General features: G+C 61.0%; 18 protein-coding genes. 14 read left to right on the top strand and 4 right to left on the bottom strand.

Features of this window, described 5'->3' with window-relative positions; translation table 11 throughout:
• Nucleotides 1-59: 59 nt before the first annotated feature.
• Nucleotides 60-620: a DUF4142 domain-containing protein gene (locus G5S35_RS16080; RefSeq protein WP_065058896.1), complete on the bottom strand. Its 561-nt coding sequence runs from the start codon at nt 618-620 to the stop codon at nt 60-62.
• 444 nt (nt 621-1,064) lie between these two features.
• Between G5S35_RS16080 and G5S35_RS16075 the strand changes: the two genes are divergently transcribed.
• Nucleotides 1,065-2,126: a diguanylate cyclase gene (locus G5S35_RS16075; protein ID WP_074985714.1), complete on the top strand. Its 1,062-nt coding sequence runs from the start codon at nt 1,065-1,067 to the stop codon at nt 2,124-2,126.
• Between the two features lie 50 nt (nt 2,127-2,176).
• Here G5S35_RS16075 and icmH read toward each other — a convergent pair whose 3' ends face one another.
• The 3 genes from icmH to tssJ form a co-directional block, all read right to left on the bottom strand.
• Entirely contained in the window at nt 2,177-2,962 is a 786-nt protein-coding gene (gene icmH / locus G5S35_RS16070) for a type IVB secretion system protein IcmH/DotU (RefSeq protein WP_065058894.1), read from the bottom strand.
• Nucleotides 2,959-4,305: a type VI secretion system baseplate subunit TssK gene (tssK, locus tag G5S35_RS16065; protein WP_065058893.1), complete on the bottom strand. Its 1,347-nt coding sequence runs from the start codon at nt 4,303-4,305 to the stop codon at nt 2,959-2,961. The genes icmH and tssK overlap by 4 nt, the downstream gene beginning before the upstream one ends.
• A 216-nt stretch (nt 4,306-4,521) precedes the next feature.
• Complete coding sequence (gene tssJ, locus G5S35_RS16060) at nt 4,522-5,148, bottom strand: type VI secretion system lipoprotein TssJ (protein WP_124261787.1); 627 nt, start codon at nt 5,146-5,148, stop codon at nt 4,522-4,524.
• A 461-nt stretch (nt 5,149-5,609) separates the two neighbouring features.
• Here tssJ and G5S35_RS16055 point away from each other — a divergent pair, with 461 nt between their 5' ends.
• The 13 genes from G5S35_RS16055 to G5S35_RS15995 all read left to right on the top strand — a co-directional run bounded on the left by G5S35_RS16055 (nt 5,610) and on the right by G5S35_RS15995 (nt 23,249).
• Nucleotides 5,610-6,275: a tetratricopeptide repeat protein gene (locus G5S35_RS16055; protein WP_074985712.1), complete on the top strand. Its 666-nt coding sequence runs from the start codon at nt 5,610-5,612 to the stop codon at nt 6,273-6,275.
• Nucleotides 6,276-6,337: 62 nt separating this feature from the next.
• Complete coding sequence (gene tssB, locus G5S35_RS16050) at nt 6,338-6,868, top strand: type VI secretion system contractile sheath small subunit (RefSeq protein WP_065058890.1); 531 nt, start codon at nt 6,338-6,340, stop codon at nt 6,866-6,868.
• Nucleotides 6,869-6,881: 13 nt separating this feature from the next.
• Complete coding sequence (tssC, locus tag G5S35_RS16045; RefSeq protein WP_065058889.1) at nt 6,882-8,378, top strand: type VI secretion system contractile sheath large subunit; 1,497 nt, start codon at nt 6,882-6,884, stop codon at nt 8,376-8,378.
• A 249-nt stretch (nt 8,379-8,627) separates the two neighbouring features.
• Entirely contained in the window at nt 8,628-9,131 is a 504-nt protein-coding gene (locus G5S35_RS16040) for an Hcp family type VI secretion system effector (RefSeq protein ID WP_065058888.1), read from the top strand.
• 71 nt (nt 9,132-9,202) lie between these two features.
• Complete coding sequence (gene tssE, locus G5S35_RS16035; protein ID WP_065058887.1) at nt 9,203-9,682, top strand: type VI secretion system baseplate subunit TssE; 480 nt, start codon at nt 9,203-9,205, stop codon at nt 9,680-9,682.
• A gap of 70 nt (nt 9,683-9,752) precedes the next feature.
• On the top strand, nt 9,753-11,591 hold the full coding sequence (gene tssF / locus G5S35_RS16030; RefSeq protein WP_074985711.1) for a type VI secretion system baseplate subunit TssF: 1,839 nt from the start codon (nt 9,753-9,755) through the stop codon (nt 11,589-11,591).
• Nucleotides 11,555-12,640 (top strand): type VI secretion system baseplate subunit TssG, encoded by a 1,086-nt coding sequence (tssG, locus tag G5S35_RS16025; protein ID WP_074985709.1) that lies wholly within the window; start codon nt 11,555-11,557, stop codon nt 12,638-12,640. Before tssF ends, tssG begins: the two co-directional genes overlap by 37 nt.
• A 37-nt stretch (nt 12,641-12,677) precedes the next feature.
• Entirely contained in the window at nt 12,678-15,356 is a 2,679-nt protein-coding gene (tssH, locus tag G5S35_RS16020) for a type VI secretion system ATPase TssH (RefSeq protein ID WP_074985708.1), read from the top strand.
• A gap of 1 nt (nt 15,357) precedes the next feature.
• On the top strand, nt 15,358-16,494 hold the full coding sequence (tssA, locus tag G5S35_RS16015; protein WP_074985706.1) for a type VI secretion system protein TssA: 1,137 nt from the start codon (nt 15,358-15,360) through the stop codon (nt 16,492-16,494).
• A 19-nt stretch (nt 16,495-16,513) separates the two neighbouring features.
• Nucleotides 16,514-19,072: a type VI secretion system Vgr family protein gene (locus tag G5S35_RS16010; protein WP_183039199.1), complete on the top strand. Its 2,559-nt coding sequence runs from the start codon at nt 16,514-16,516 to the stop codon at nt 19,070-19,072.
• Complete coding sequence (locus G5S35_RS16005) at nt 19,072-20,022, top strand: DUF4123 domain-containing protein (RefSeq protein ID WP_183039198.1); 951 nt, start codon at nt 19,072-19,074, stop codon at nt 20,020-20,022. Before G5S35_RS16010 ends, G5S35_RS16005 begins: the two co-directional genes overlap by 1 nt.
• Nucleotides 20,012-20,998, top strand: coding sequence for a DUF3304 domain-containing protein (locus G5S35_RS16000; protein ID WP_237181421.1), 987 nt, complete (start codon nt 20,012-20,014; stop codon nt 20,996-20,998). The genes G5S35_RS16005 and G5S35_RS16000 overlap by 11 nt, the downstream gene beginning before the upstream one ends.
• Entirely contained in the window at nt 20,988-23,249 is a 2,262-nt protein-coding gene (locus tag G5S35_RS15995) for a DUF2235 domain-containing protein (protein ID WP_065065759.1), read from the top strand. Before G5S35_RS16000 ends, G5S35_RS15995 begins: the two co-directional genes overlap by 11 nt.
• The last annotated feature ends 26 nt before the right edge of the window (nt 23,250-23,275 follow it).

Here is a 23,275-nt window from a genome sequence, read left to right as displayed (position 1 = left end):
CGAGGCGGCGCACGAATGCGCGCCGCCTCGCCGATCATGCGCTCACGCGCATGCTTTCATCAGCCCGCCAGATGCTTGCGCGCGGCCAGCTCCTTTGCCTTGGCGATATCCGCCTGAATCACGGGCAACCCTTCGGTCGCGGCCTTCTTCAAACCGGCATCGCGACCCGATGCAATTTCCGCCTGAAATGCCGAGAGCGTTTTTTGCTGGCCGGCCAGCGCGACCTGTTCGATATAGGTCTTGTCGAAATCGGCGCCACGCAGATTGTTGATGCTCGAGAGCACGGCGGCGTCCGGATCGTCGCGCGGGACGTCCACGCCGCGCGGACTGGCGGCGCGCATCGAATTCGAGAGCTTCGTGTAGTCGGCGACCAGTTGTTCCGCGAAGGCCTTCACTTCGCGGTCGGTCGAACGCGAGTCGGCAATACGCGCCGCGTCGCGCTGCGTGGCGACGGTTTGCGTGCCGTCCGCGATGAACGATTTGTCGGCGGCATGCAGTTCCTGCGTGGCGCCCGCGGTCGTGGCAGCCGGCGCGGCGGTTTGCGCGTGAGCGCTCACGGAGAGCGCGAGCAGCGCGGTGGCGGAAACACTGGCGAGCGAGGCAAGCGAGAGGCGATTCATGCGAACTCCTTTTCTACGTGATTTCTACGTCATTGGTATCGACTACGCCCACGGCATTCGCGCGCTGCCGCATGCACCGTGCATAGGCGTGCAATGTCCGCGTCGAGTGTCGTTGGCGGCCGCTGGCGGTCTTGCTGCGCAACGGTTGAAGCATTCTAGGAAGGCGTGGCGCGTACAGGTGCAACGATCACGTCGCTTCTGTAACGGTTGGTAAGAACGGGCTTGGACGCGCCACAGCCCGGGCTTGTTCATCGGGGCGTCATGAGAAACGATACACACGGTCGAACGCGCGGTTGCGCGGGCATCGATCGTGCGCTCATCGCACGCATCGAATAGCCCTTATTTTCAGGGGGAAAACCCGAATTCTCCACGGCGAACGCTGTCGCCGATGGCACAATACATGCATAGATCCTGCGCGACAGCAGGACATTCGAGAGACCGAGAATGTTACCCAGCACGAATCCGATGGCGGGCAAGGGGAGGCGCTTCGTCGAGCGCAGTTGGCGATTGCGCGTCGGCGGGCGTGTGCTCGCGTTTTTCTGCATGGCGTCGGTATTCGTGCAGCAGGGGCGCGGCGCGCCGTTCTGGGTGCTGCTCGTCATCGACTGCCTGATCTGGCCGCATATCGCGCGGCGTGCCGCGCACGCGTGGGCCGTGCCGTATCGCGGCGAACGCCTCAATTTGATGGTCGATTCCGCAATGGGCGGCGTGTGGGTGGCCGCGATGCGATTCGATTTGCTGCCGAGCGCATTGATGCTCGTGATGTCGGGCATGGACAACATGGCTTCGGGCGGCATGCGGCTGTTTCTGCGCGGCGTGCTGGCGAATCTTGCGGGGCTGGCGGCCGGTCTGCTGACGTTCGGCTTCGCGTTCGAGCCCGATACGCGCTTGCCCACGCTGCTCGCGTGCCTGCCGTTTCTCGCGATTTATCCGCTTGCGCTGGGCCTCGCGGTGTATCGCATCTCGCGCAAGCTCGCCGAGCAATCGCGCATGCTCGAAGGGCTGAGCCGCACCGACGGCCTCACCGGTCTCTTGAATCGCCGCCATTGGGAAAATCTGCTCGTGCGCGAATTCGAACGCTGCCGCGCGACGCGCTATGCATCGTCGCTGCTGCTCATCGACCTCGACCATTTCAAGGACGTCAACGATACGCGCGGGCATCAGGCGGGCGACGCCGTGCTAAGCGCGTTTGCGGGGCAACTACGCGAGCATTTTCGCGCGAGCGACAGCATTGGCAGGTATGGCGGCGAGGAATTCGGCGTGGTGTTGCCGGGCGCGACGCTCGCCGAAGCGCGCACGGTCGCCGAGCGTTTTGCGCGCGCGGTGCGCTTGCAGGCGAAGGACGCGGACAGCGTGTGCCCGTGTACGGTGAGCATCGGCGTGGCGCAATGCGACGAGGCGATGAACGATCACGCCGCATGGCTCAAGCGGGCCGATTCGAGTCTGTATCGCGCGAAGATGACGGGTCGCGATCGCGTGGTCGCGGAGCAGGGCGAACCTGCGTGAGAGCGATTCCAGCCCGTGTTTTCAGGGCTGAAATCGTCATCGGGTCGACATCAAGGCAGCGAGATCGTGAGATTGGCCGATTGCGGGCCGAGCTTGACGATCTGCGTGTAAGGCGCGAGCGTGCGCAGCGTGTTGTCGCGCAGCCACGTGCTGAGACCCAGCCATCCGAGCACGCCGACGAGCGCGAACACCGCGCCGATCGTCCAGAGCGGCACTTCGCGCTTGAGGCGGTGCACCACTTGATCGGGCAGCGGCCAATGCGGGGCGAACGGCGCGCGCTTGCCCTTCATGTGCGCGATTTCGTCGCCGATGCGCGCGGTCAGATAAGCAAGCTTCTCCGGCCCTTCGAGCATGTATTTGCCCTGAAAACCGAGCAGCAGGCACATGTGAAAGACTTCGAGCGATTGCAGGCGCGCGGCGCCTTGTGCGCGACATTGCTCGAGATACTGGAAGAACTTCTCGCCCGCAAGCTGTTCGCCGAACAGCGTGAGTTGCAGCGGACGGCGCTCCCAGTCCGCGCGAATGCGGAACGGCGAGGACAGCACCGATTCGTCGATCGCCGCGCAGAACGCGAACTTGGCCGCATAGACGTCGTCGGCGGAAACATTCAGCTTTTTCGCGCCGCGCTCGAAGTCGCCGAGAAACTGCTGCACGCGTGCGCTGAACTCGGCGGCGTCACCGGGCTCGCGACCGTTTTTCAGCAGAAACAGCATGAAAAAGCCATCGTAGAGCAGGTCGAGCAGCGAGCGCACCTGATAGGCGGGATCGCCCACCGGCGCTTGCGGCGTGACGGGCGGCGGCGCGACGTCGCCGAAAAGGGAAGGCGCGTTGGTCATGACGTCACCGCAATCAGTTCGAGTTTGAGATCGTTGATGCCCGAGGGCGTGTACACCATCGCCGACTGCGCCTGAATCATGCGCTCATAGAGCGCGCTGCGCGATTCGAGCGCGAAATAGCAGGCGCCCGGGCGCACCGGAATGGCGGGCGGCACTTGCGGCGTGTAGACGAGACGCACGCCGGGCATGGCCGAAAGCACGAGCTTGTCGACGTCGTCGGGCGCGCCGACCTTGAAGCGCGCGGGCACGGCATCGACCAGATCGACGGCGGGCATGTCGGCCGAGACAGCGAGATAGAACGTGGTCTTGTCGTCGATCTTGCCGGAGTCGAGGCGGCCGATATGGAACGACGCGCGCACTTCTTCGAGCGCAATCGCGAAGTACTGCGTGGAGATCACCGTTTCGAGCAGATCGCGCAGGATGGCGTCGAGGCGCGCAAAACCCGGGCCCGGATCGTCGTGACGATAAGCGGGCAGATCGGCGAGCGTGTGATTCTTCGAGAACGTGAGCAACTGGCCCGCAAGACGCAGTTCTTCCTGGAAGAGCCGTTCGGGATGCAGCGCCGCGTGCTGATACAGATGCGCGAGCGTCGCGAACGCGCCGCTGGCCGTGTGCAACAGCCAGAACGACGCAATATCGCCCGAGCGGAATTCGATGATGTTCTTGGTCGGCTCGCGGTGGAAACCGTAGAGCGCGTTGACCTTCGCCTGCAGCGCGTCGATCAGGCGGCGCAGGCGCTGATGCAGCAGCGGCGACGCCTCGATGGCGAGGCTCGGCGGCACGAAGCTCTCGTCGGCCTCGAAACCCGACGACGCCGTGCGGCGCACGCGCACCACCGGCACCGACAGCAACTGGTCGCGCGGCTCGGTGTGCGCAACGAGCTTCACGTTGTTCTTGAGGAACGTGATGTCGGCCTGCGCGGCGTCGGTGTAATGATCGGCCACGCTCGACTGTTCGCTCACGTAGCGCGCAATAAAGCCGTCGTCGCGATTGGCCGAATAATTCGAGCCGTTTTCGCGCACCTGATGCAGCGCCAGATAGAACGTGAATTCGTTGATGCCTTCGGGCAGCGTGTCGAGCGCGACGGGCGGCGGCAGGTCGTCGGCTTGCGGCGCGGAGTAGAGCGTGCCGTCGGGAAACACGAGCGACAACTCGCTGATGCGCAGAATATTGCTGCCAAGCGAGTCGTGATCGATACGGATCGAGCGCACGCCCCAGTTATATGGCTGGATCGCCTGGATCGACTCGAAGAGCCGCGCTTCGTGATAGGCGTCTTGCCGCTGGAAGTGCTGAGGCCTGAGAAACAGGCCTTCCCCCCAAAGCACTTTCGAGGAATAGCTCATGTTGATTCAGCGTTATGCGTCGATCGGGTCGTGCCTGGCGTGCGAGCCGCCGGCTGACTGAATTGGTTAAAGAGGTCCGTTTCCGTGAAATTCAACGCGCTTCTGGCGTGTGCATTCATCCCCGCTTTCATCCCCGCATTCCCCTCATTTGCAAGGTTCGCTGCCGCTCTTTCTGCCCCGTTTTAAATCTTCGCATTCGCTGTCACCGATTCGCTTTTAACCACAGGTGACAGACGAAAGCAGATTGAGCGCTTGCGCCGACTGACTTGCATCCGCGGGGATTACGGTACCGCTCGTGACCGTCATGGCGCAGTTGTGCAGGCCAACCATTATGCCGGATTTCTCCGATTTCGCCGGATCGAAAGCGAATTTCCAGCGCTTCATTGCCGGGTCGCGGAACAGCGCGACGATGCCGAAAGCTTGTGCTTCGCGCGAAACTTTCTCCGTGGCGTTATACCGCTGCCCCGGAATCAAGGTGATTTCGCGCACGCTCAGCAGGTCGGCGCCCAAGGTGCTTTTTTCCTTCGCGGGATCGGTGAATGTGTCGAACGGCGCCTGCTGGAACGAGGTCGGATCCTTCAACGCGTAGAGGCGCACGACTAATGCGAGCGGCTTGTTATCGGTCGCCGCATTGAGATTGCGCGCCGCGTAGAGCGTGACGCCGAGGTCGCGCGGCGGCTTCTGGCTGTCGGGTACATCGGGCTTGCCGATGCCCGCGAGTTGCAGCGCCGCCGAGGCCGCGCTGCCCAACGCGGGCACGGCCGCCGCGCACCCGCCCAGCAAGGCAGCAGCGGCGCAAACCAGAGCCACATTTGATGCGATTTGAATAATGCGCGCAGTCATTTTTATCGCGGGCTTGAAGCCCGAACTCTCCGACAACGTTAAATCCGCTTGAACGTTGGTAATGCACGGCGCATTGCGCGGACATTATCCCCGTGATGCCTTCTTTAATAAAAATCCGGCAAATTTTCCTGCCCGAAGCCCCGTGTACATTGGTTGCGCCGGAAATTATTTCCTTGTCAGCTGTGCGCCCGTTACTTTGTGGCTTCTGTCATGGTTCTTACTCGCTTCTCCAGCACTTTTCAGCTTCACGCGAGGCCCATTTTCTTTCGGGCACTTTTCATTGCACAGTTGAATTATCGAAATTTGGCCTGTACTATACCCGCGCGTTGAGCAATAAGTAAAACACTCGTTTCAATATCGAGATAAGTCTGCGAGACAGAGATCTCGATGGTAGTTTTCGAGGCGCAGATCTCGAAGCTGAATCACAAACACAATCAAACTCTCTGGTCGGTAGAGAAAACATGAATAAGAGCGTCTTCTCGAAGCTAACGGGGGCTGTGATCGCGTGCGGCATCGTCGCGGGTTGCGCCACCCAGGGCAACAATCTTTCCGCATCGCCCGAAGCATTCAACAAGGCGCTCGCCGATGCGGACGCGCTCTCGAAGGGCGGCGACCAGGATCAGGCGATCGCCGCGTATCAGAAGCTTGCAGCCGCCGACCCCACGCGTGAAGAGCCGTGGTCGCGCATTGCCCAGATCCAGTTCCAGCAGCAGCACTACGGTCAGGCGATCGTGGCGGCGCAAGAAGCGCTGCAACGCGATCAGACGGATCGTGGCGCGAAGAGCGTGCTGGCCGTGGCCGGCCTGCGCGTAGCGACAGAGTCGCTTGGCGAACTGCGTCAGGATGCTTCGCTGCAAGGCGACGCGAAGTCGGACGCCCAGGCGCTCGCGAAGCAGTTGCGCGACACGCTCGGCGAGGACGCGCTGTTCCCGCCCGACCAGAGCGCGAAGTCGCCGGTGAAGAAGAAGCGCTATGTGAAGCGCGTCACCAAGGCCGCGCCGAAGGCTGCCGAATCCGCAGAAACGGCGGCTGCACCCGCGGCTCCGGCCGCGCCCGCAGCACCCGCCGCGCCGGCGCCCGCCAAGGCTGCCGGTAACGCCGCTGATCCGTTCAGCGCGCTGCGCTGAGTTTCGAGCACCACACGCGACACGTCCGATAACAAGGTCAAAACGGGAGCAGGGAGCCGTCGATGGCAAAGAAAGAAAGCATCCAGAAGCGCTTGCAGAAAGTGCGGCCGCCGCGCGTCCAGCTGACCTACGAGGTCGAGCGTGGCGATGCGATCGAAGTGAAGGAACTGCCGTTCGTCGTCGGCGTCATGGGCGATCTGGCCGGTCAGTCGGAAATCGAGCAGCCCAAGCTGCGCGACCGCAAGTTCATCAATATCGATCGCGACAATTTCGACGACGTGATGAAAGGCATCGAGCCGCGCGCCGCGTTTCAGGTGGAAAACCGCCTGAGCGAAGCGGGCGGCAAATTCGCCGTCGATCTGCGCTTCAAGTCGATGGCCGATTTCAATCCGGACGAGGTCGTGGCTCAGGTCGAGCCGCTGCGCCGCCTGCTCGACGCGCGTTCGAAGCTCGCGGATCTGCGCAACAAGCTCGCGGGCAACGACAAGCTCGAAGACCTGCTGAGCGAAGTGCTCTCCAATACGCAGCAGTTGCAGGCGCTCGCGGAGAACACTCGCAAAGACCCGTCGGAAGACGAACCCAAGGGCGAATGAGGCGGGGGACGCAATGAATCAGCAAACCGCAGCCGCGCAAAGCGCGGCCATCGAAGCCGAAGACGGCAGCACGTCTTCACTGCTCGACAGCATTGTCGAAAAGAGCAAGGTCGCGAAATCGGATTCGGAGCACGCGCGTGCGAAGGACCTGATCGGCGAACTCGTGCATCAGGTGCTCGACGGCACCGTGGTCGTGTCGAACAATCTGTCCGCGACCATCGACGCGCGCGTGGCCGAACTCGACCGCCTGATTTCCGAGCAATTGAGCGCGGTGATGCATGCGCCGGAATTTCAGCGCCTCGAAAGCACGTGGCGCGGCCTCGATTATCTGTGCAAGGAAAGCAATACCGGCCAGACCATCAAGATCAAGGCGCTGCACGCACCGAAGCGCGACGTCGTGCGCGACTTCAAAGCCGCGGTCGAATTCGACCAGAGCGCGCTCTTCAAGAAGGTCTATGAAGAAGAATTCGGCACGTTCGGCGGCGCGCCTTTCGGCACGCTGATCGGCGATTACGAAATCACGCGCCAGCCCGAAGACATGTACTTCATCGAACAGATGTCGCATGTCGCCGCGGCCGCACACGCGCCATTCATCGCTTCGGCTTCGCCGGAGTTGATGGGCCTCGAATCGTTTGCCGATCTCGGCAAGCCGCGCGATCTGGGCAAGGTGTTCGACACCGTCGAATACGCGAAGTGGAAGTCGTTCCGCGACGCCGAGGATTCGCGCTACGTGGGTCTGACGCTGCCGCGCTTCCTGGGCCGCCTGCCGTTCAATCCGAAAGACGGTGCGACGGCGGAAGGCTTCAACTTCGTTGAAGACGTGGACGGCACCGATCACAGCAAATACCTCTGGTGCAACGCGGCGTGGGCCTTCGGCGCGCGCCTGACGGCAGCGTTCGACGACTTCGGCTGGTGCGCGGCGATTCGCGGCGTGGAAGGCGGCGGTCTCGTGGAAGATCTGCCGACGCACACCTTCAAGACCGACGACGGCGAAATCGCGCTCAAGTGCCCGACCGAAATCGCCATCACGGACCGCCGCGAAAAGGAACTGAGCGACCTCGGTTTCATTCCGCTCGTCCACTGCAAAAATTCCGATTATGCCGCGTTTTTCGCCGCGCAATCGGTGCAGAAAGCGAAGAAGTACAGCACCGATAGCGCCAATGCGAATGCCGTGCTCTCCGCGCAGCTTCAATACATCTTCTCGGTATCGCGCGTGGCGCACTACCTGAAGGCGATGATGCGCGACAAGATCGGCAGCTTCGCTTCGGCGCAAAACGTCGAAGTGTTCCTGAATCGCTGGATTTCGCAATACGTACTGCTCGACGACAACGCCACGCAGGAACAGAAGGCACAGTTCCCGCTGCGCGAAGCGTCGATTCAGGTCGCGGAAATTCCGGGGCGTCCGGGTGCGTATCGTTCGGTCGCGTTCCTGCGTCCGCACTTCCAGCTCGACGAACTGTCGATCTCGCTGCGTCTCGTGGCGGATCTGCCGAAGCCGGCTAATTCGTAATGCAAGCGTCGTAACGGGCGCGTCATCGAAAGCGGCAATCAAGACGACGGAAAGAAAGCCGCACAAAGGGAATTGAGAATGCGCCGAACGCGATTGCCTGCACCGCCAGAACGGTGCAGGCAATGCGGTGCATCCGGTGTAGAGGCCTCGTGTAAATGGGGCCCGCGCCAAGTGTGAGCGGTCCATCGGGCGGCCCGGCTTCGAGCCTCGCGCCGCCGTATAAACCACCTCTATGGGGAGCGATACGTTATGAAGGACATCTATCTAAAATTCGGCAATCCCGCGATCAAGGGCGAATCGCAGGATAAGGACCACGCTAACTGGATCGAAATCGACTCGTGGAGTCACTCGATCCTGCAACCGCGTTCGGCAACGGCATCGACGGCCGGCGGCCACACGTCGGAACGCTGCGAACACGCCGATATGCGCTTCACGAAGGACATCGACGTGGTCAGCCCGCTGCTGTATCAGCACGCTTCGGGCGGCACGACGTTCGACGAAGTCACCATCGACTTCATGCGTTCGGACGGCGAAGGCAACCGCATCAAGTACCTCGAAGTGAAGCTCAAGTACGTGATCATTTCGAGCATCACGCCGACGGTCGTTGGCGAAGGCCTGCCGACCGAAGAGTTTTCGCTCAAGTACGCGGCCGTGCAGTGGAAGTACACGCAGCAGAAGATCGGCGGCAACCAGGGCGGTAACGCGCAGGGCGCATGGAGCCTGACGAAGAACGACAAGACCTACGCGGTCTAAGGTGTCGTTGAACCGGGTGGGGCGCAGGGCGCGCCGCCCGGTTTTCATTGCATGCGACGCCGGATGGTTTGATGAAACGTTTCGAGCCCAGTTTCTTCGACAAGCTGTTCGACGACGAACCGCATTCGCCGGCACCTGCCGCGATGCGGCAATTGTCGCTGGACGAACTGAAAGCGACGGTGGCGCGCGATCTGGAGTCGATTCTGAATACGCGAATCGCCTTCACCGAGCACATGCTTGCGCAATTGCCTGAATGCCGTAAATCCCTGCTGACTTACGGCCTGAACGATTTCGCGGGTTTGAGTCTCGCGAGCCATTACGATCGCGCCTTTATCTGCAAGTCGATCCAGCAGGCAATCGAGCGGCACGAACCGCGCCTGCAACGTGTGACGGTGTCGCTCGAATTGAATTCGCGCTCGACCAGCGTGCTGAATTTCGCTATTCAGGCATTACTGGTCGTGCATCCGGCCGAAGAGCCGGTAAACTTCGATGCATTGCTGCAGCCTTCGACGCTGCAGTATTCGGTCTCGCGCGCACGCGCGAAGACCTGAAGCACGGCAACGGCCGCGGACTGTCACGCGCCGCGGCTGCACAGGTAGTTTTGGGGGGCGGGGAGTCGCGATGGAAGAGTTGTTGCCGTATTACGAGCGCGAATTGTCGTTCTTGCGACGTTATTCGCGCGAATTCGCCGAGCGCTACCCGAAGATCGCGGCCCGTCTCGCGATGAGCGGCGAGCACTGCGAGGACCCGCACGTCGAGCGCATGATCGAGTCGTTCGCGTTGCTGGGCGCGCGTATCAACAAGCGTCTCGACGACGATTACCCGGAATTCACCGAGGCGCTGCTCGAAGTCCTCTATCCGCATTATCTGCGGCCTTTTCCGGCGTGTTCGATCGCGCAGATCGGCAACACGGCGTCGTTCACGCAGCTCACCGCGCCGGCCACGATCGAGCGCGGCACCGAACTCAAGTCGCGCCCGCTGCGCGGCGTGCAATGCCGTTTTCGCACCGCTTATGACGTGACGCTTGCGCCGGTGCGGATCAGCGAAGCGCGCTATATGCCGGTGGCGATGGCGCCGAGTTCGATCGTGCTGCCCGGCGACGCCACGGGCGTTATTTCAATCACGATTGAATCGACTTCGCCGCAACTCGATCTTGCGACGTTGAAATTGCCGCAATTGCGCACGTATCTGCACGGCGAGCAATCTTTTATCGCGGCGCTCGGCGACTGCCTGTTCGTGAACGCGCTGGGTGCATGGGTCGAATCCGATCGCAGCGGTCGCTGGCGCGCGCTGCCGGAATTGCCGTATCGTCAGGCCGGTTTTAGCGACGACGAAGCGCTGATCGATTTTCCTTCGCGCTCGCACCCCGCCTATCGGCTGCTCACGGAGTATTTTGCATTTCCCGCGAAATTCGATTTCGTCGATTTCGATCTGGGCGCGCTGGCATCCGCCGCGGGCCGCTGCCAGCGGCTCACGCTGCATGTCGTGCTCAAGGAAGTGCGCGGCGATTCGCATGAGGCGCGGCTGCTCGACACGCTCGCGGCACATCATCTGCGGCTCTTCTGCACGCCGGTCGTCAATCTCTTCAAGCAGCACGGCGAGCCTATTCGCCTTAATCACCAAAGCATCGCATATCCAGTGGTGGCCGAGGCACGCCGCGCGTTCGCGTACGAAGTCTATTCGATCGACTCGGTCAAACTCGTGCAACAGCGCGCCGATGCGGAATCAGTGGTGGAATTCCGGCCGTTTTATTCGCTGCGTCATGGCGAAGCGTCGCGCGCCGGTCATTACTGGTTTGCACGACGCGATGAAGCCGTCGCGCAGAAAAGCCCGGGTTACGAAACTGAAATTTCGATTGTCGATATTGACTTCGACCCCGCGGTCGAACAAACCGATACGCTGAGCCTCGAACTGACCTGCACGAACCGCGATTTGCCCGCCGGTCTCGCCGTGGGCCTGGAAGGCGGCGACCTGTTTCTCGAAGGCGGCTCGCTCGTGAATCAGATTGCGCTGCTCGCGCGGCCCACGTCGTGCGCGCGTTTCGAGCGACGCCAGGCCGCGCATTGGCGTCTGATTTCGCATCTCGCGCTCAGTCACGTTTCGCTGGCGAGCGGCGGTGCGACCACGCTCAAGGAAATGCTCGCGCTCTACGATTTGCGGCGCAGCGCCGTGTCGTCGCGCCATATCGACGGCATCGTCGACGTGGAGCAGCGCGCCGCCGTGCAATGGTTGCCCGGCAAACCGTTCGCCACCTTCGTGCGCGGCGTGGAAATTCGCGTGACCGTGGACGAGGACCATTTTGTCGGCACGAGTCTCGGCACGTTCGCGCGGGTGCTCGACGTGTTCTTCGGCCTGTATGTGCATATCAACAGTTTCGTGCAACTGGTCGTGATTTCGAAATTTACTGGCGAGGAGATCCTGCGATGCAAGCCCCGCAGCGGCGATTCGATCCTCGTGTAATCGAGCGTCTGCTCGACGAGCCGCACCGCTTTGAATTTTTTCAGGCGGTGCGTCTGCTCGAACGCTGGTTCGTCGACAAGAAGCAGGATCGCCAGCGCGACGTCCTCACGCATCGCGTGGCGTTCCGCAACACGCTCTCGCTGGGCTTTCCGCCCAGCGAAATCGAACAGGCTGCCTCGTACGACGAAACCGGGACGCGACTCGCCGAACCCGAGCAACGCGCTGCCGCACTCGATGAGGAACGTCTCGACCAGGTGGAAATCACACCTGCGTTTTTTGGCTTGCTCGGCGGGCAGGGCGCATTGCCGCTGCACTATACGGAGCAGTTGATCGCGCGCGAGCAGCTCAAGCGCGACCGCGCCGCGCGTGAATTCTTCGACGTATTTTCCAATCGCGCGACGGCGTTGTTTTATTCCGCGTGGAAAAAATACCGTTTGCCGTTCCATTACGAACTCGATCGCGACGAGCGCTATATGCCCTTGCTGCTCGCGCTCGCGGGCGTGGCAGACCACGATTCGCGCGAGAGTTTGCATGGCGGACGCGGCGCATTGCTCGATGAAGCGATTGCCGGTTATGCGCCGGCCGCACGTCATCGGCCGGTTTCCGCTGCGTATTTGCAGAACACGCTCTCCGAATATTTCAATGTGCCAGTGCGCATCGAGCAGTTCGTCGGCAAATGGTACGACGTTCCGCCCGATCAACTCTCGATGCTCGGTATGCGTAACGTGGCGCTGGGCGCGACGGCGCTCGCCGGTCAGCGCGTCTGGCAACGCGACATGCGCGCGCGTCTCGTCGTCGGTCCGCTTTCGAAAACCGATTACGAAGCCTTTTTGCCCGGCGGCGAACGCGCGATCGCGCTGGAGCACATGCTCACGCTGCTGGGACGCGTGACGCTCGAATACGAAGTGCGGCTCGTGCTGCGGCGCGACGACGTCGGGCCGAGTCGACTCGGCGGCGGCTCGCGCCTGGGCTGGGATGCGTTCCTTTGCACCCACGAAGCCGATCGCGATCGCGCCGACGCGCATTACGAATTGCATGTCACCCACTGACGACTGACTGGAACTCCGCCCGGACCGACTTCACGACATGAGCACGCCTCTCAAGACCCTCATCACCAAGCTCAACTCCACCTGCCGTCTCGCGGCCGAACGCGCGGCCAGCGCGTGCCTTTCGCGGGGGCATTACGAAGTCGATCTGGAGCACCTGTTCCTCGCCTTGCTCGAAGAGCCCACGAGCGATCTGGTGTGCGCGCTGCGCGCGTCGCGTATCGATCCGCATGCCGTGCGCGCCGATCTCGAACGCGAATTGCAGCAACTGAAAACCGGCAATACGCGTACGCCGGTATTCTCGCCGCATTTGATCGCGCTGTTTGAACAGGCCTGGTTGATTGCCTCGCTCGACACGCAGATCGGGCGTATCCGCTCGGGACATTTGCTGCTCGCGCTACTGAGTGCGCCCGATCTCGCGCAATTCGCGCATCGCATGTCTTCGCGTCTGGGCGAGGTGCCGGTTGCCGAACTCAAGCACAGTTTCGACGAATTGACGCAAGGGTCGGTCGAAGCCGCCCCGCGCGACGCCGAGTGTGCAGCGGCGCAACCCTCGGCATCGGACGCGGACGGTGAAGTGCGATCGAACGGCGGCCCGTCGAAAACGCCTGCGCTCGACACGTATACGACCGACCTCACGCAGCGAGCGCGCGAAGGCCGCGTCGATCCGGTGATCGGCCGCGAAGGCGAAATTCGCCAGACCATCGACATTCTCATGCGCCGCCGCCAGAACAACCCGATTCTCACGGGCGAACCGGGCGTCGGTAAAACGGCGGTGGTCGAAGGGCTCGCACTGCGCATTGCGGAAGGCGACGTGCCCGAGGCGCTGCGCAACGTTGCGTTGCGTGTGCTCGATATGGGCTTGCTGCAAGCCGGCGCGAGCGTGAAGGGCGAATTCGAAAATCGCCTGAAGAGCGTGATCGACGAAGTGAAGAAAAGCCCGCAGCCGATCGTGCTGTTCATCGACGAAGCGCACACGATCATTGGCGCGGGCGGTCAGGCGGGCCAGAACGATGCCGCCAATCTGCTCAAGCCCGCACTCGCGCGCGGCGAATTGCGCACGATCGCCGCGACCACGTGGAGCGAATACAAAAAGTACTTCGAGAAAGACGCGGCGCTTGCCAGGCGTTTTCAGGTTGTGAAGATCGAAGAGCCGAGCGAAACGCTCGCGGCTTCGATGCTGCGCGGCATGACCGCGTTGATGGAAAAGCATTTCAACGTGCGCATTCTCGACGAGGCGATTACCGAGGCCGTGCGACTTTCGCATCGCTATATCAGCGCGCGTCAATTGCCTGATAAGGCCGTGAGCGTGCTCGATACCGCTTGCGCGAAAGTCGCGCTCGCGCATAGCGCAACGCCTGGTGCGATCGACGACGGCAAGCGCCATATTGAACGCGTCGACGCCGAAATCGCCGCGCTCGAACGCGAAGCGGCGAATGGCGCGGCGCACGAAGAACGGCTCGCCGCGCTCAAAGTGGAACGCGAAGCCAGCGCCGCTGAAGTGGCCGAAGACGAAGCGCGTTATGCGCAAGAACACGAACTCGTCACGCAGATCGCTGCGCTGCGCGCGCGTATCGATGCTTCGCGCGAAGCCGCCGCCGACGCTGCGCTTGCACGCGACGCCGACGACGCGCGCGCCGCGCTGCCCGCACTCGTCGAGCAATTGCATGCGTTGCAAGGCGATGGTCCGATGGTGCCGCTGCAAGTGGATGCGCATGTCGTGGCCGAAGTCGTGTCGTCGTGGACAGGCATTCCGCTCGGCCGGATGGTGAAGGACGAAATTAAAACGGTGCTGAACCTGAGTCCGCTGCTCGGCGAGCGCGTGATCGGTCAGGACCACGCGCTCGAAGCGATTGCGCAACGCGTTCGCACGGCAGGCGCGAACCTGGAAGATCCGGATAAGCCGCGTGGCGTATTCATGTTCGTCGGCCCGTCGGGTGTCGGTAAAACGGAAACGGCGCTTGCGCTCGCCGATATTCTTTATGGCGGCGAGCGCAAACTCGTCACCATCAATATGAGCGAATATCAGGAAGCGCATAGCGTGTCGGGCCTCAAAGGCTCGCCGCCGGGTTATGTCGGTTATGGCGAAGGCGGTGTGCTGACCGAAGCCGTGCGTCGCAATCCGTATTCGGTCGTGCTGCTCGACGAAGTGGAAAAGGCCCATCCCGATGTGCTGGAAATGTTTTTCCAGATCTTCGACAAGGGCACGATGGATGATGCGGAAGGGCGCGCAATCGACTTCCGCAATACGCTCATTATTCTGACTTCGAATGTGGGTTCGTCGGCGGTCATGCAGGCGTGCCTGAATAAATCCGCCGAGGAATTGCCCGACGCCGACGCGCTGGCCGAATTGCTGCGTCCGCAACTCTACAAGACATTCAAGCCTGCATTCCTCGGGCGCATGAAAGTCGTACCGTATTACCCGATCTCCGACGACGTGCTCGCCGAGATCATCGAACTCAAACTCGAACGCATTCGCCGGCGGATCGAAGCGAATCATGGCGCCACTTTCGAGTGGGACGATACGCTCGTCGACGCCGTGCTCGCGCGCTGCACCGAAGTCGATTCGGGTGCGCGCAATGTCGATCACATCCTCAATGGCACGTTGCTGCCCGAGCTTGCGCAATACGTGCTCGAACGCATCGCAGAAGGCACCGCGCTCGCGCGCGTGACAGTGCGCGCCAACGAGGCTGGCGAGATCGAATACACCGTGAATTGATATGTCGAACGATTACACCGCGCTGCTCGCGCCCATCAACGAAACCTCGCCGTGTGGCGAAGATCTGCTGTTCTCCGCGGATTTCGACACGATTGCTTACGCGCGTCGCTTCGACGACCCGTCGCTCGACCAAGGCGAATGGGTCACGGAAATCAAGGAAGCCGACTGGCCGCTCGTGATCGAGCGTTGCACGGCGCTGCTCGCCACGCAAACGAAGGATCTGCGCCTCGCGGTATGGCTTACCGAGGCGCTCGCAATCCAGGAAGGCGTGCCGGGCCTCACGCAAGGCTTTTCGGTGCTCACGGGGATCGTGGATCGCTTCTGGGACGGCGTGCATCCGCTGCCCGAAGGCGATGACGTGGAGTCGCGCCTGGGCAATGTGGCCTGGCTCGCGGGGCGCTCGGCGGAATTGCTGCGAGCGGTGCCGCTCACCCAATCGGGCACGGCGTTTAGCACGCTCGATTGGGAAGTTGCGCAACACGTCGCGCAGGCCGTCAAACGCGACCCCGACAACGCGGCCGATATTGCGCGCGGCAAGCCGTCGGTGGAACAGATCGACGCTTCGCGGCGCGGCACGGCGCCGGCATTTTATGAAGCGCTGCTCGCGCAATTTAAAACATTCGAAGCCGCACTCGGCGCACTCGATGCGGAACTCGAACGCCGCGCCGGCGACGCTGCGCCGAGCTTTCGTCAAACGCGCGATGCCTATGACGATGTGTATCGGTTGCTCGAGCGTTTTGCGCGCGATGTGGGCGTGGATCCGAACGCTGCGCAGAAGCCGCCCGTGGCGGATCAATCGGCGCAAGGCGACGCACATGGTGCGGCGCGCGGCGCACAGGAGCGCTCGGAACCGAGCTTCAAGACGCCTTTGTCCAATGAGGATCACGTGCTGACCCCGACTCGCGTTCAACCCCGCGCGCATGGCGGCATTGAAAGCCGCGCGGATGCCGTTGCGCAATTGCGCGCGGTGGCCGATTACTTCCGCCAGACCGAACCGCATAGCCCGGTCGCGTATCTCGCCGATAAAGCGGCCGAGTGGGCCGGCATGCCGCTGCATCAATGGCTTTCGACAGTGGTCAAGGACGACAGCACGCTCGCACATATTCGCGAGATGCTTGGCGTGAAATCGGACGAATGACATTCACCTGGTGAGCGAAATGGGCGCACAGGACATCATGAGTCTTATCAGCTGCGGCCTCGTGCAGGACGGCCGCTTGCTGAAACTCGACACGCCGCTCGGCGATAACGCATTGCTACCGCAACGTGTGATCGGCCGTACGCGTATGGGCCGCGATTATGGCTTCACGGTGGATGCTGTGTCGCTCACCGGCGATATCGCACTGAAGAAACTGATTGCGCAACCGGTGACGCTCTGGTTCGAACAGGTCGATAAATCTTATCTGCCGCATCACGGCTACGTGCATACGGCACGTCGACTCGGTTCGGATAGCGGCCTGACAAGTTATCAGCTCGAATTCGCGTCCTGGCAGCATTTTTTGAAGTTCAGGAAAGACGCGCGCATCTGGCAGGACAAGACCGCCGACGCCATTCTCACCGACGTATTCAACGCGCACCCGCAGGCACAAGGCGCGTTCCGCTTCGCCTTGCAAAGCACGTTGCCGCAGCGTTCTTTCTGCGTGCAATATGAAGACGATTGGCATTTCTGCCAACGAATCATGGAGTCAGAAGGGCTCTATAGTTATTTCGAACAGGGCAGCGACGGCAAATCGCACACGCTGGTCGTCGTCGACAATCTGAGCGCATTGCCGGCGCTCTCGCCGCAAACGGTGCAGTTCTATCGCGCGGGCACGAATAGCGAAACGAATGCGCTGGTGCAATGGAGCGCCACGCGTATGTTGCAAAGCGTGACGCTCACGACGCGTACGTTCGATTACAAGTCGCCCTCGACGGCCAGCAACGCGAAGGGCACCTCGGTGCCGACGCTCGACACGACGAGCAATCTTCCGCAGCAAGCCGAAGTGTACGAATACACCGGCGCGTATAGTTTTGGCGACAAGGCGCGCGGCGACTCGCTTTCCACGTTTCGCATGGAAGAGTGGGAATCTCGCACGAAGCGCTTCGAAGGTGGTGGCGCGGTGCGTAACCTCGACGCGGGCCGCTGGTTCACGTTGAGCGGGCATCCGGCGCACGACGCCGATAGCGAGCAGGATCGCGAATTCGCCATTATCGAAACGGTGTGGTTCGTCGAGAATAATCTGCCGGTTTCGAGCATGCAGGCGCAATCGTTTCCGCACAGCCTGCAAAGCCGTCTCGCGGCGATCAAAGCCGCACACACATCGACATCGGCTGCGGTAACGCACGCTGACGGCAGCGAAGGTTTTTTGTATGCGCAAATCGAAGCGCAGCGCAAAACCGTGCCGTATCGCAGTGCATTCGATCACCCCAAGCCCGATATGCAGATGCAAACGGCGATCGTGGTGGGGCCTGCCAGCGAAGAGGTGTACACCGACTCGCTGAATCGCATCAAAGTGCATTTTCATTGGGACCGGCTCAATAGCGGCGACGAAAATGCTTCGTGCTGGCTGCGCGTGGCGATGTCCGATACCGGCAGCAGTTATGGCAGCGTGCACGTGCCGCGCGTCGGAGAGGAAGTCATCGTCGACTGGCTCGACGGCGATTGCGACCGGCCTATCGTGACGGGCCGCGTTTATAACGGATCGACCGCGCCAAACTGGCATTCGAACGGTCTGCTTTCCGGTTACAAATCGAAGGAGTATGGCGGCAGCGGTTATAACCAGCTCGTACTCGACGACGCCACCGGCCAGAACCGCATGCAGCTCTATAGCACGAGTGCGAATTCGCAATTGCATCTGGGCTATCTCGTCGCGCAAAACGCGAATACGCGTGGCGCGTTTCTGGGTAGCGGATTCGATTTGAAATCGGATGCTTATGGCGCGGTGCGGGCAGGTCAGGGACTGTACGTTTCGACTTACGCCCGATCGGCCGCGAGCGCGCAACTCGACGTGACAGAAGCACATCAGCAACTGACGAGCTCGCAAGACATGATGGACGCGCTCTCGCAAGCGAGTGCGAATCAGCAGGCCGAAAGTCTTGCGGACGGCGTGAACGCGCTGAAGTCGTTCACCACCGCGACGCAGGAACGCGTGCAAGCCGCGACGGGAAGCGGCGGCAATACGGCGGGCGGCGGAACGGGCAGCGCAAACGCGTTTTCGCAGCCCGTGATGCTCATGGCGAGCCCTGCGGGCATTGCGTTGTCGACCCAGCAATCCACGCACATCGCCGCCGATCAACAGATTAGCCTCGCGAGCGGACAGAGCACGCACGTGGCGACCGGCAAATCGCTGATCGCCAGCGCGCGCGAGAAACTCAGTCTGTTTGCGCAGAACGCGGGCATGAAACTGTTCGCGGGCCAGGGCAAAGTGGAAATCCAGTCGCACGCGGACAATGTCGAAATCACCGCGCAGAAGTTGCTCAAGGTGATTTCCGCGACCGACAAGGTTGAAAGCGCCGCGAAGAAAGAATTGCTGCTGACGTCCGGCGGCGCTTATATCCGCATCAAGGACGGCAACATCGAGATTCACGCGCCCGGCAAGATCGATATCAAGGGTGCACAGCATTCGTTCGAAGGGCCGGCCAGCACGAATTATCCGCTGCCGACCATGCCGAATTCCACCTGCAAGGAATGCGTGCTGAACGCGCTGAGCGGCCGTGAATCGATGCTCGAGGTGGGTTGATGAGCGAACAGAATGTGCAAGGCGACGTCGTCGATACGCGCCAGGAAGAGTGGCCTGTGTGGCTTGACGGTCTGCGCGCAAAGCTCACTGCTTATGTGCACGCGGATATCGACGCGAGACTTTATCTGCTCGTGGATACGCGTGGTTATCAGGACCTGCACGAACGTTTGAGGAACGAGACGCGGCTTCGCCATGTGTCCTTGTGGAAGGGTATTGAACTCGAAGAGTATCCGGAGATTTCGCCGTATCTGATCGAGTTCGACGCGCACGTGCTGTTCGGTAAAGACGAAAGCGCGCTGAGTATGCTTCGTCAGCTTTGGTGCGAAGCCGTCGATCTTTATGCGCTGACGTCGATCTGGTCACCCGTTTCGTTCGAACAGATCGACGCGCATTTGCGTCGCTATGTGATGTACGAATTGCCCAACGGGCGGGCGTATTACCTGTTCTTTTTCGATAACCATGTACTGCCGAGATTGCGACAGGTTTGGAGCGAGAAGCAGGCTCAGGAATTTATCGCGCCTTGTCTGGAGATTGGATATCGCACGCGCCGCCTGGAAGCCGCAACCTGGCGGAATGAATCGAGGCCTGCGCTGACTCGCATTGTGTCGCCGTTGAGCGCTGAGCAGCACGAAGGTTTGTTGGAGCTCGGTTATGCCGACAAACTGGTGTTGAAGTTTCGCGAAACGATGGGCACGTCGATCGATCATCTCAGCGATATCGAGCTTTATGAGCAGACGCTGGAACAGCTGGAACGCTCGGGCAGATATCGGATTACCGGCGATGAGTCGTTGTCGGCGTATGTCATGACGGGACTGTTGATTGGCCCGCGCTTCGACGAGCACCCGGTCGTGCAGACGCAACTGGCCGCGGTGATGCGTAAGGAAATGGACGCGGCGCAGGCGTTTGAGACGATCGACGATGCGACGTGGGATGAGATTCGTGCGGGATGATATTCAGGAATTCAAGGAGCAGATCGTGAAGTTGGGGACTTTTTTGCTGACGCGCGTGGCGGTTGCGAGTGCGCTTTGTGTCGCGCTCAACGCATGCGGGAAATCCGAGCCGAGCTATAGCAGCATTTCCACCATGGCACTCAACTACATGCCGTACAACCTGGCAGGCTTCACGATCACCGATCAATTCGGGCACGAAGTTAGCAGCGGCGGCGACAATGAGCCGGGCGGCGGCGGCGGTGTCTCGTGTTGCTATGCGTTGAAAGGCACTCAGTTCAAGGTATCGTGGAACTACTACGATGCCAATCAATGGCATGCGGGCGACGAAAAGACGTTTCACGCCGAAACGACCGTGACGCTACCCGATAGCCCCGAGCCCACCCGGATCGGCGACCGCATACTGGCCGTGCATTTTTATCCAGATCGGCATGTCGAGCTCGAATTTCCGGCGAGCATCATGCCGAATTCAAGGTTGCCCGTGGTTGACGTCGTTCGCGCCATGCAACAAAAGCACGGCGATGCGCTGGACCATCGCTACGACGATACGGAAGGCGATGCAGATCGCCGCATCGCGCGCGCCGTCGCGCAAGCGTGGATCAAATATCGTTTGACCGACGAGCGCGATCTCGAGCAGTACGCGTACTTTGCGTTGCTCATCAATCCGGATTTCGATGCGCATCCCGCGGTGCAGAAAATCATTCAGGCCGACAAGGCAAAGCCGGGAGCGCTTGCCGCATCTCTGCAAGGTCTGCAGCCCGCCGTGCTTAAAGCGTTGAAGAACAAGCAGTTCGCGAAAGTGCCCGTTCCGGCGATTCCAGACGGCCTGGTGCCGCCCCGCGCGAGGCGTATCAACATGCGGGCTAATTGCTGCACCGTACACGATTCGAATAGCCACTCATTATCGGCAGCGACCGTCGAAGACGACATGAACGGACCGCTGCCGCCCCCGTGCGAGGAATCAAACGATGCCGGCTGATAAAGGAAAGAGTACGTCCGGGCTGGATCCCGACGACGCTACGCCGCAGAGCGTCCGTCTCGCCGTCAGCCGGATGACGGCTAATGATTATCCGAAGGGCGATTGCATGCCGTGCGGCGCGACGATTCGCATCGGCGTATTTTTCGACGCATTCGGCCGCAACAAGGACGAAGACGAGAAGAGCGATAACCCGTCCACATATTCGAATATTGCGCGATTGTGGGAAGCCCATCGCACCATGCTGGACTCGAAACGTCCCCCGAACCAGTTCTGGTTTGCGCTCTATTATTCAGGGCTCGGGACCGATATCAACAAAAGCGCCGAGAACAACGATTGGATCAACACGAGTGAGGCTGCCGCCGCCCTGGTGGGGAAGGACCTCCTTGGCGCGGGAAAGAGTGTGTTGAACTCTGCCACGCGCGCAAATCAACTCGATAAATTCGACGCCAAGAAGCGTGCAACGGATGCCTTCAAGAAGTCGGCGGAAGATTTTTCGTACCGGCCGTTGCTGAAGGCCTATAACGACTTCAAGAAGGACATCAAGGACATTCCCGCGACGATGCGCCGGGTTGCCAATGTGCTGGACCCGTCGCCCGCACGGTTGTGGGAGCGCTCGAAGCTTGGCGTCGTGCACGTCTACAAGAACGCGAAGAACGATATCAAGAAGAATCCGCTGAAGGTGGCACAGGCTGCCGTGCGTCAGGTATTTACGAGTGTGGTGATGGAGAACGTTGCCATCGTGCGCGACTCGCAGGCGATGAGTTTCTACTTCGGCACGGGCGTCGACACGCGGCTCGCCGCGGCATTGGACCAGTTTAAGGCCGCCGTCGATGCCGTCCGCAAGGGGCCGCCAGCGGTCAGTAAAATTCGCAAAATCGAACTTTCGGTTTTTGGAGCCGATCGAGGATGCGTGCTCGCGCGCGCCTTCGTCAATCGGATTGCCGAGAAGTACAAGCATCGCGACGACGAAGATCTGCAAATAGACGGTGTGCCGATTGAAATCAAGTTCCTCGGTCTGTTCGATGCGGTTTCATCGATCATGTCGGAGGATGCGGGCGAAGTCATTGGCTTGATTCCTTATCTTGGCACCATCAAGCCCGATTACAAGGACTTCCCGCTTTCCGTCCCGGCTAGTGTGAAGCGTTGTGTGCACTACGCCGCCGCGCACGAGATGCGTTTTTATCAGCGGCTCGACAGCCTCGAAAAGACACGCGGCGAACAATACCTCTATCCCGGAACGAGTTGCGACGTAGTTGGCGGCGCGCCGCAGGGATCACTGGGTTTGAATGCGGAACTCATGCGCATGCCGTTCCGCGACATGTTGATCGAAGCGCTCAAGGCAGGCTGTGCCATGCTCGACTTCGAAACCATCTATGAGCGGAAGCCGACTCTGTTCAGGCGAATCACCATCGCCCACCCCATCAGCTACGAAGGCAAGCAATACCGCATCAAGCAGCTCGTGGAAGCGTACCGGAAGGTTGTGCGCAACAACGCAGGCGTCAATTTCCTGCCGCATGCGGAAACGTTTCTGCGCTGGATTGCCGTTCGCTATCAAGACGCCGACTTCCGTCACTCCGTGACCGATCCTGTTGCAGAATGGCGCAAACAAGTGGAAAAGGCCGACTACGACCGCCGCGCGGCGGCCGCGAAACTGCAATGGGAAATGCAGGGCAGCGGTCCGATGGACTCGCCGAAGATCCAGCAATTGCGCCAGGAAAAGCAGGCTGCCGACGCGCACTGGAACGATCTGTTCGCGCATGCGCCTTCGAACAACTACACGACCGTGTGGAAGCGGCTCGATGCCGAAGCGAAGGACATGACGTCGAAGTGGGAAAAGATGCGGCCGGGTTACGAAGCGGAGCAACAGCGCCGTTTCACGCATTCGTTCGACACGCAAATGCACTACACGCCGCTCTTTCTCGCGCCCGCGTTCGTAAATAAAGATCCGCTCAACGCCGATCAGATCGCCTTGGTAAAAGCCTGGCAGGAAGGGTTCGCCGGCAAGAACCCGTTGCCCGACGACGTCATGGCGCTATTCGACATGCTCGTTCACGATACGCTGCTGACGAGCTGGCAGGATCACGTGCTGGCGCCTTCGCTGTATTTCCGCACGCGCGACAAAGACGTATTCGGCACCACCGATTACGACGCGGAAGACAAGAAGCGCAAAGAAGACGACGCCAACGCGGCGCGTATCGACAAGATGGCGGCCGATCAGGCGGCCATGCAAAAGGCGCGTTCAGCGCTGTAGAGCCGATATGAAAAAAGCCGCGCGGG

The organism is Paraburkholderia tropica, from assembly GCF_014171495.1.
GTDB lineage: Bacteria > Pseudomonadota > Gammaproteobacteria > Burkholderiales > Burkholderiaceae > Paraburkholderia > Paraburkholderia tropica.
Note: the sequence above shows the minus strand (reverse complement) of the source record. Positions and strands in the feature narration are given on the sequence as shown.

Coding starts and splice junctions, on each gene's coding strand:
- G5S35_RS16080 (WP_065058896.1), bottom strand. CDS start 620: ATGAATCGCCTCTCGCTTGCCTCGCTCGCCAGTGTTTCCGCCACCGCG.
- G5S35_RS16075 (WP_074985714.1), top strand. CDS start 1,065: ATGTTACCCAGCACGAATCCGATGGCGGGCAAGGGGAGGCGCTTCGTC.
- icmH (WP_065058894.1), bottom strand. CDS start 2,962: ATGACCAACGCGCCTTCCCTTTTCGGCGACGTCGCGCCGCCGCCCGTC.
- tssK (WP_065058893.1), bottom strand. CDS start 4,305: ATGAGCTATTCCTCGAAAGTGCTTTGGGGGGAAGGCCTGTTTCTCAGG.
- tssJ (WP_124261787.1), bottom strand. CDS start 5,148: ATGACTGCGCGCATTATTCAAATCGCATCAAATGTGGCTCTGGTTTGC.
- G5S35_RS16055 (WP_074985712.1), top strand. CDS start 5,610: ATGAATAAGAGCGTCTTCTCGAAGCTAACGGGGGCTGTGATCGCGTGC.
- tssB (WP_065058890.1), top strand. CDS start 6,338: ATGGCAAAGAAAGAAAGCATCCAGAAGCGCTTGCAGAAAGTGCGGCCG.
- tssC (WP_065058889.1), top strand. CDS start 6,882: ATGAATCAGCAAACCGCAGCCGCGCAAAGCGCGGCCATCGAAGCCGAA.
- G5S35_RS16040 (WP_065058888.1), top strand. CDS start 8,628: ATGAAGGACATCTATCTAAAATTCGGCAATCCCGCGATCAAGGGCGAA.
- tssE (WP_065058887.1), top strand. CDS start 9,203: ATGAAACGTTTCGAGCCCAGTTTCTTCGACAAGCTGTTCGACGACGAA.
- tssF (WP_074985711.1), top strand. CDS start 9,753: ATGGAAGAGTTGTTGCCGTATTACGAGCGCGAATTGTCGTTCTTGCGA.
- tssG (WP_074985709.1), top strand. CDS start 11,555: ATGCAAGCCCCGCAGCGGCGATTCGATCCTCGTGTAATCGAGCGTCTG.
- tssH (WP_074985708.1), top strand. CDS start 12,678: ATGAGCACGCCTCTCAAGACCCTCATCACCAAGCTCAACTCCACCTGC.
- tssA (WP_074985706.1), top strand. CDS start 15,358: ATGTCGAACGATTACACCGCGCTGCTCGCGCCCATCAACGAAACCTCG.
- G5S35_RS16010 (WP_183039199.1), top strand. CDS start 16,514: ATGGGCGCACAGGACATCATGAGTCTTATCAGCTGCGGCCTCGTGCAG.
- G5S35_RS16005 (WP_183039198.1), top strand. CDS start 19,072: ATGAGCGAACAGAATGTGCAAGGCGACGTCGTCGATACGCGCCAGGAA.
- G5S35_RS15995 (WP_065065759.1), top strand. CDS start 20,988: ATGCCGGCTGATAAAGGAAAGAGTACGTCCGGGCTGGATCCCGACGAC.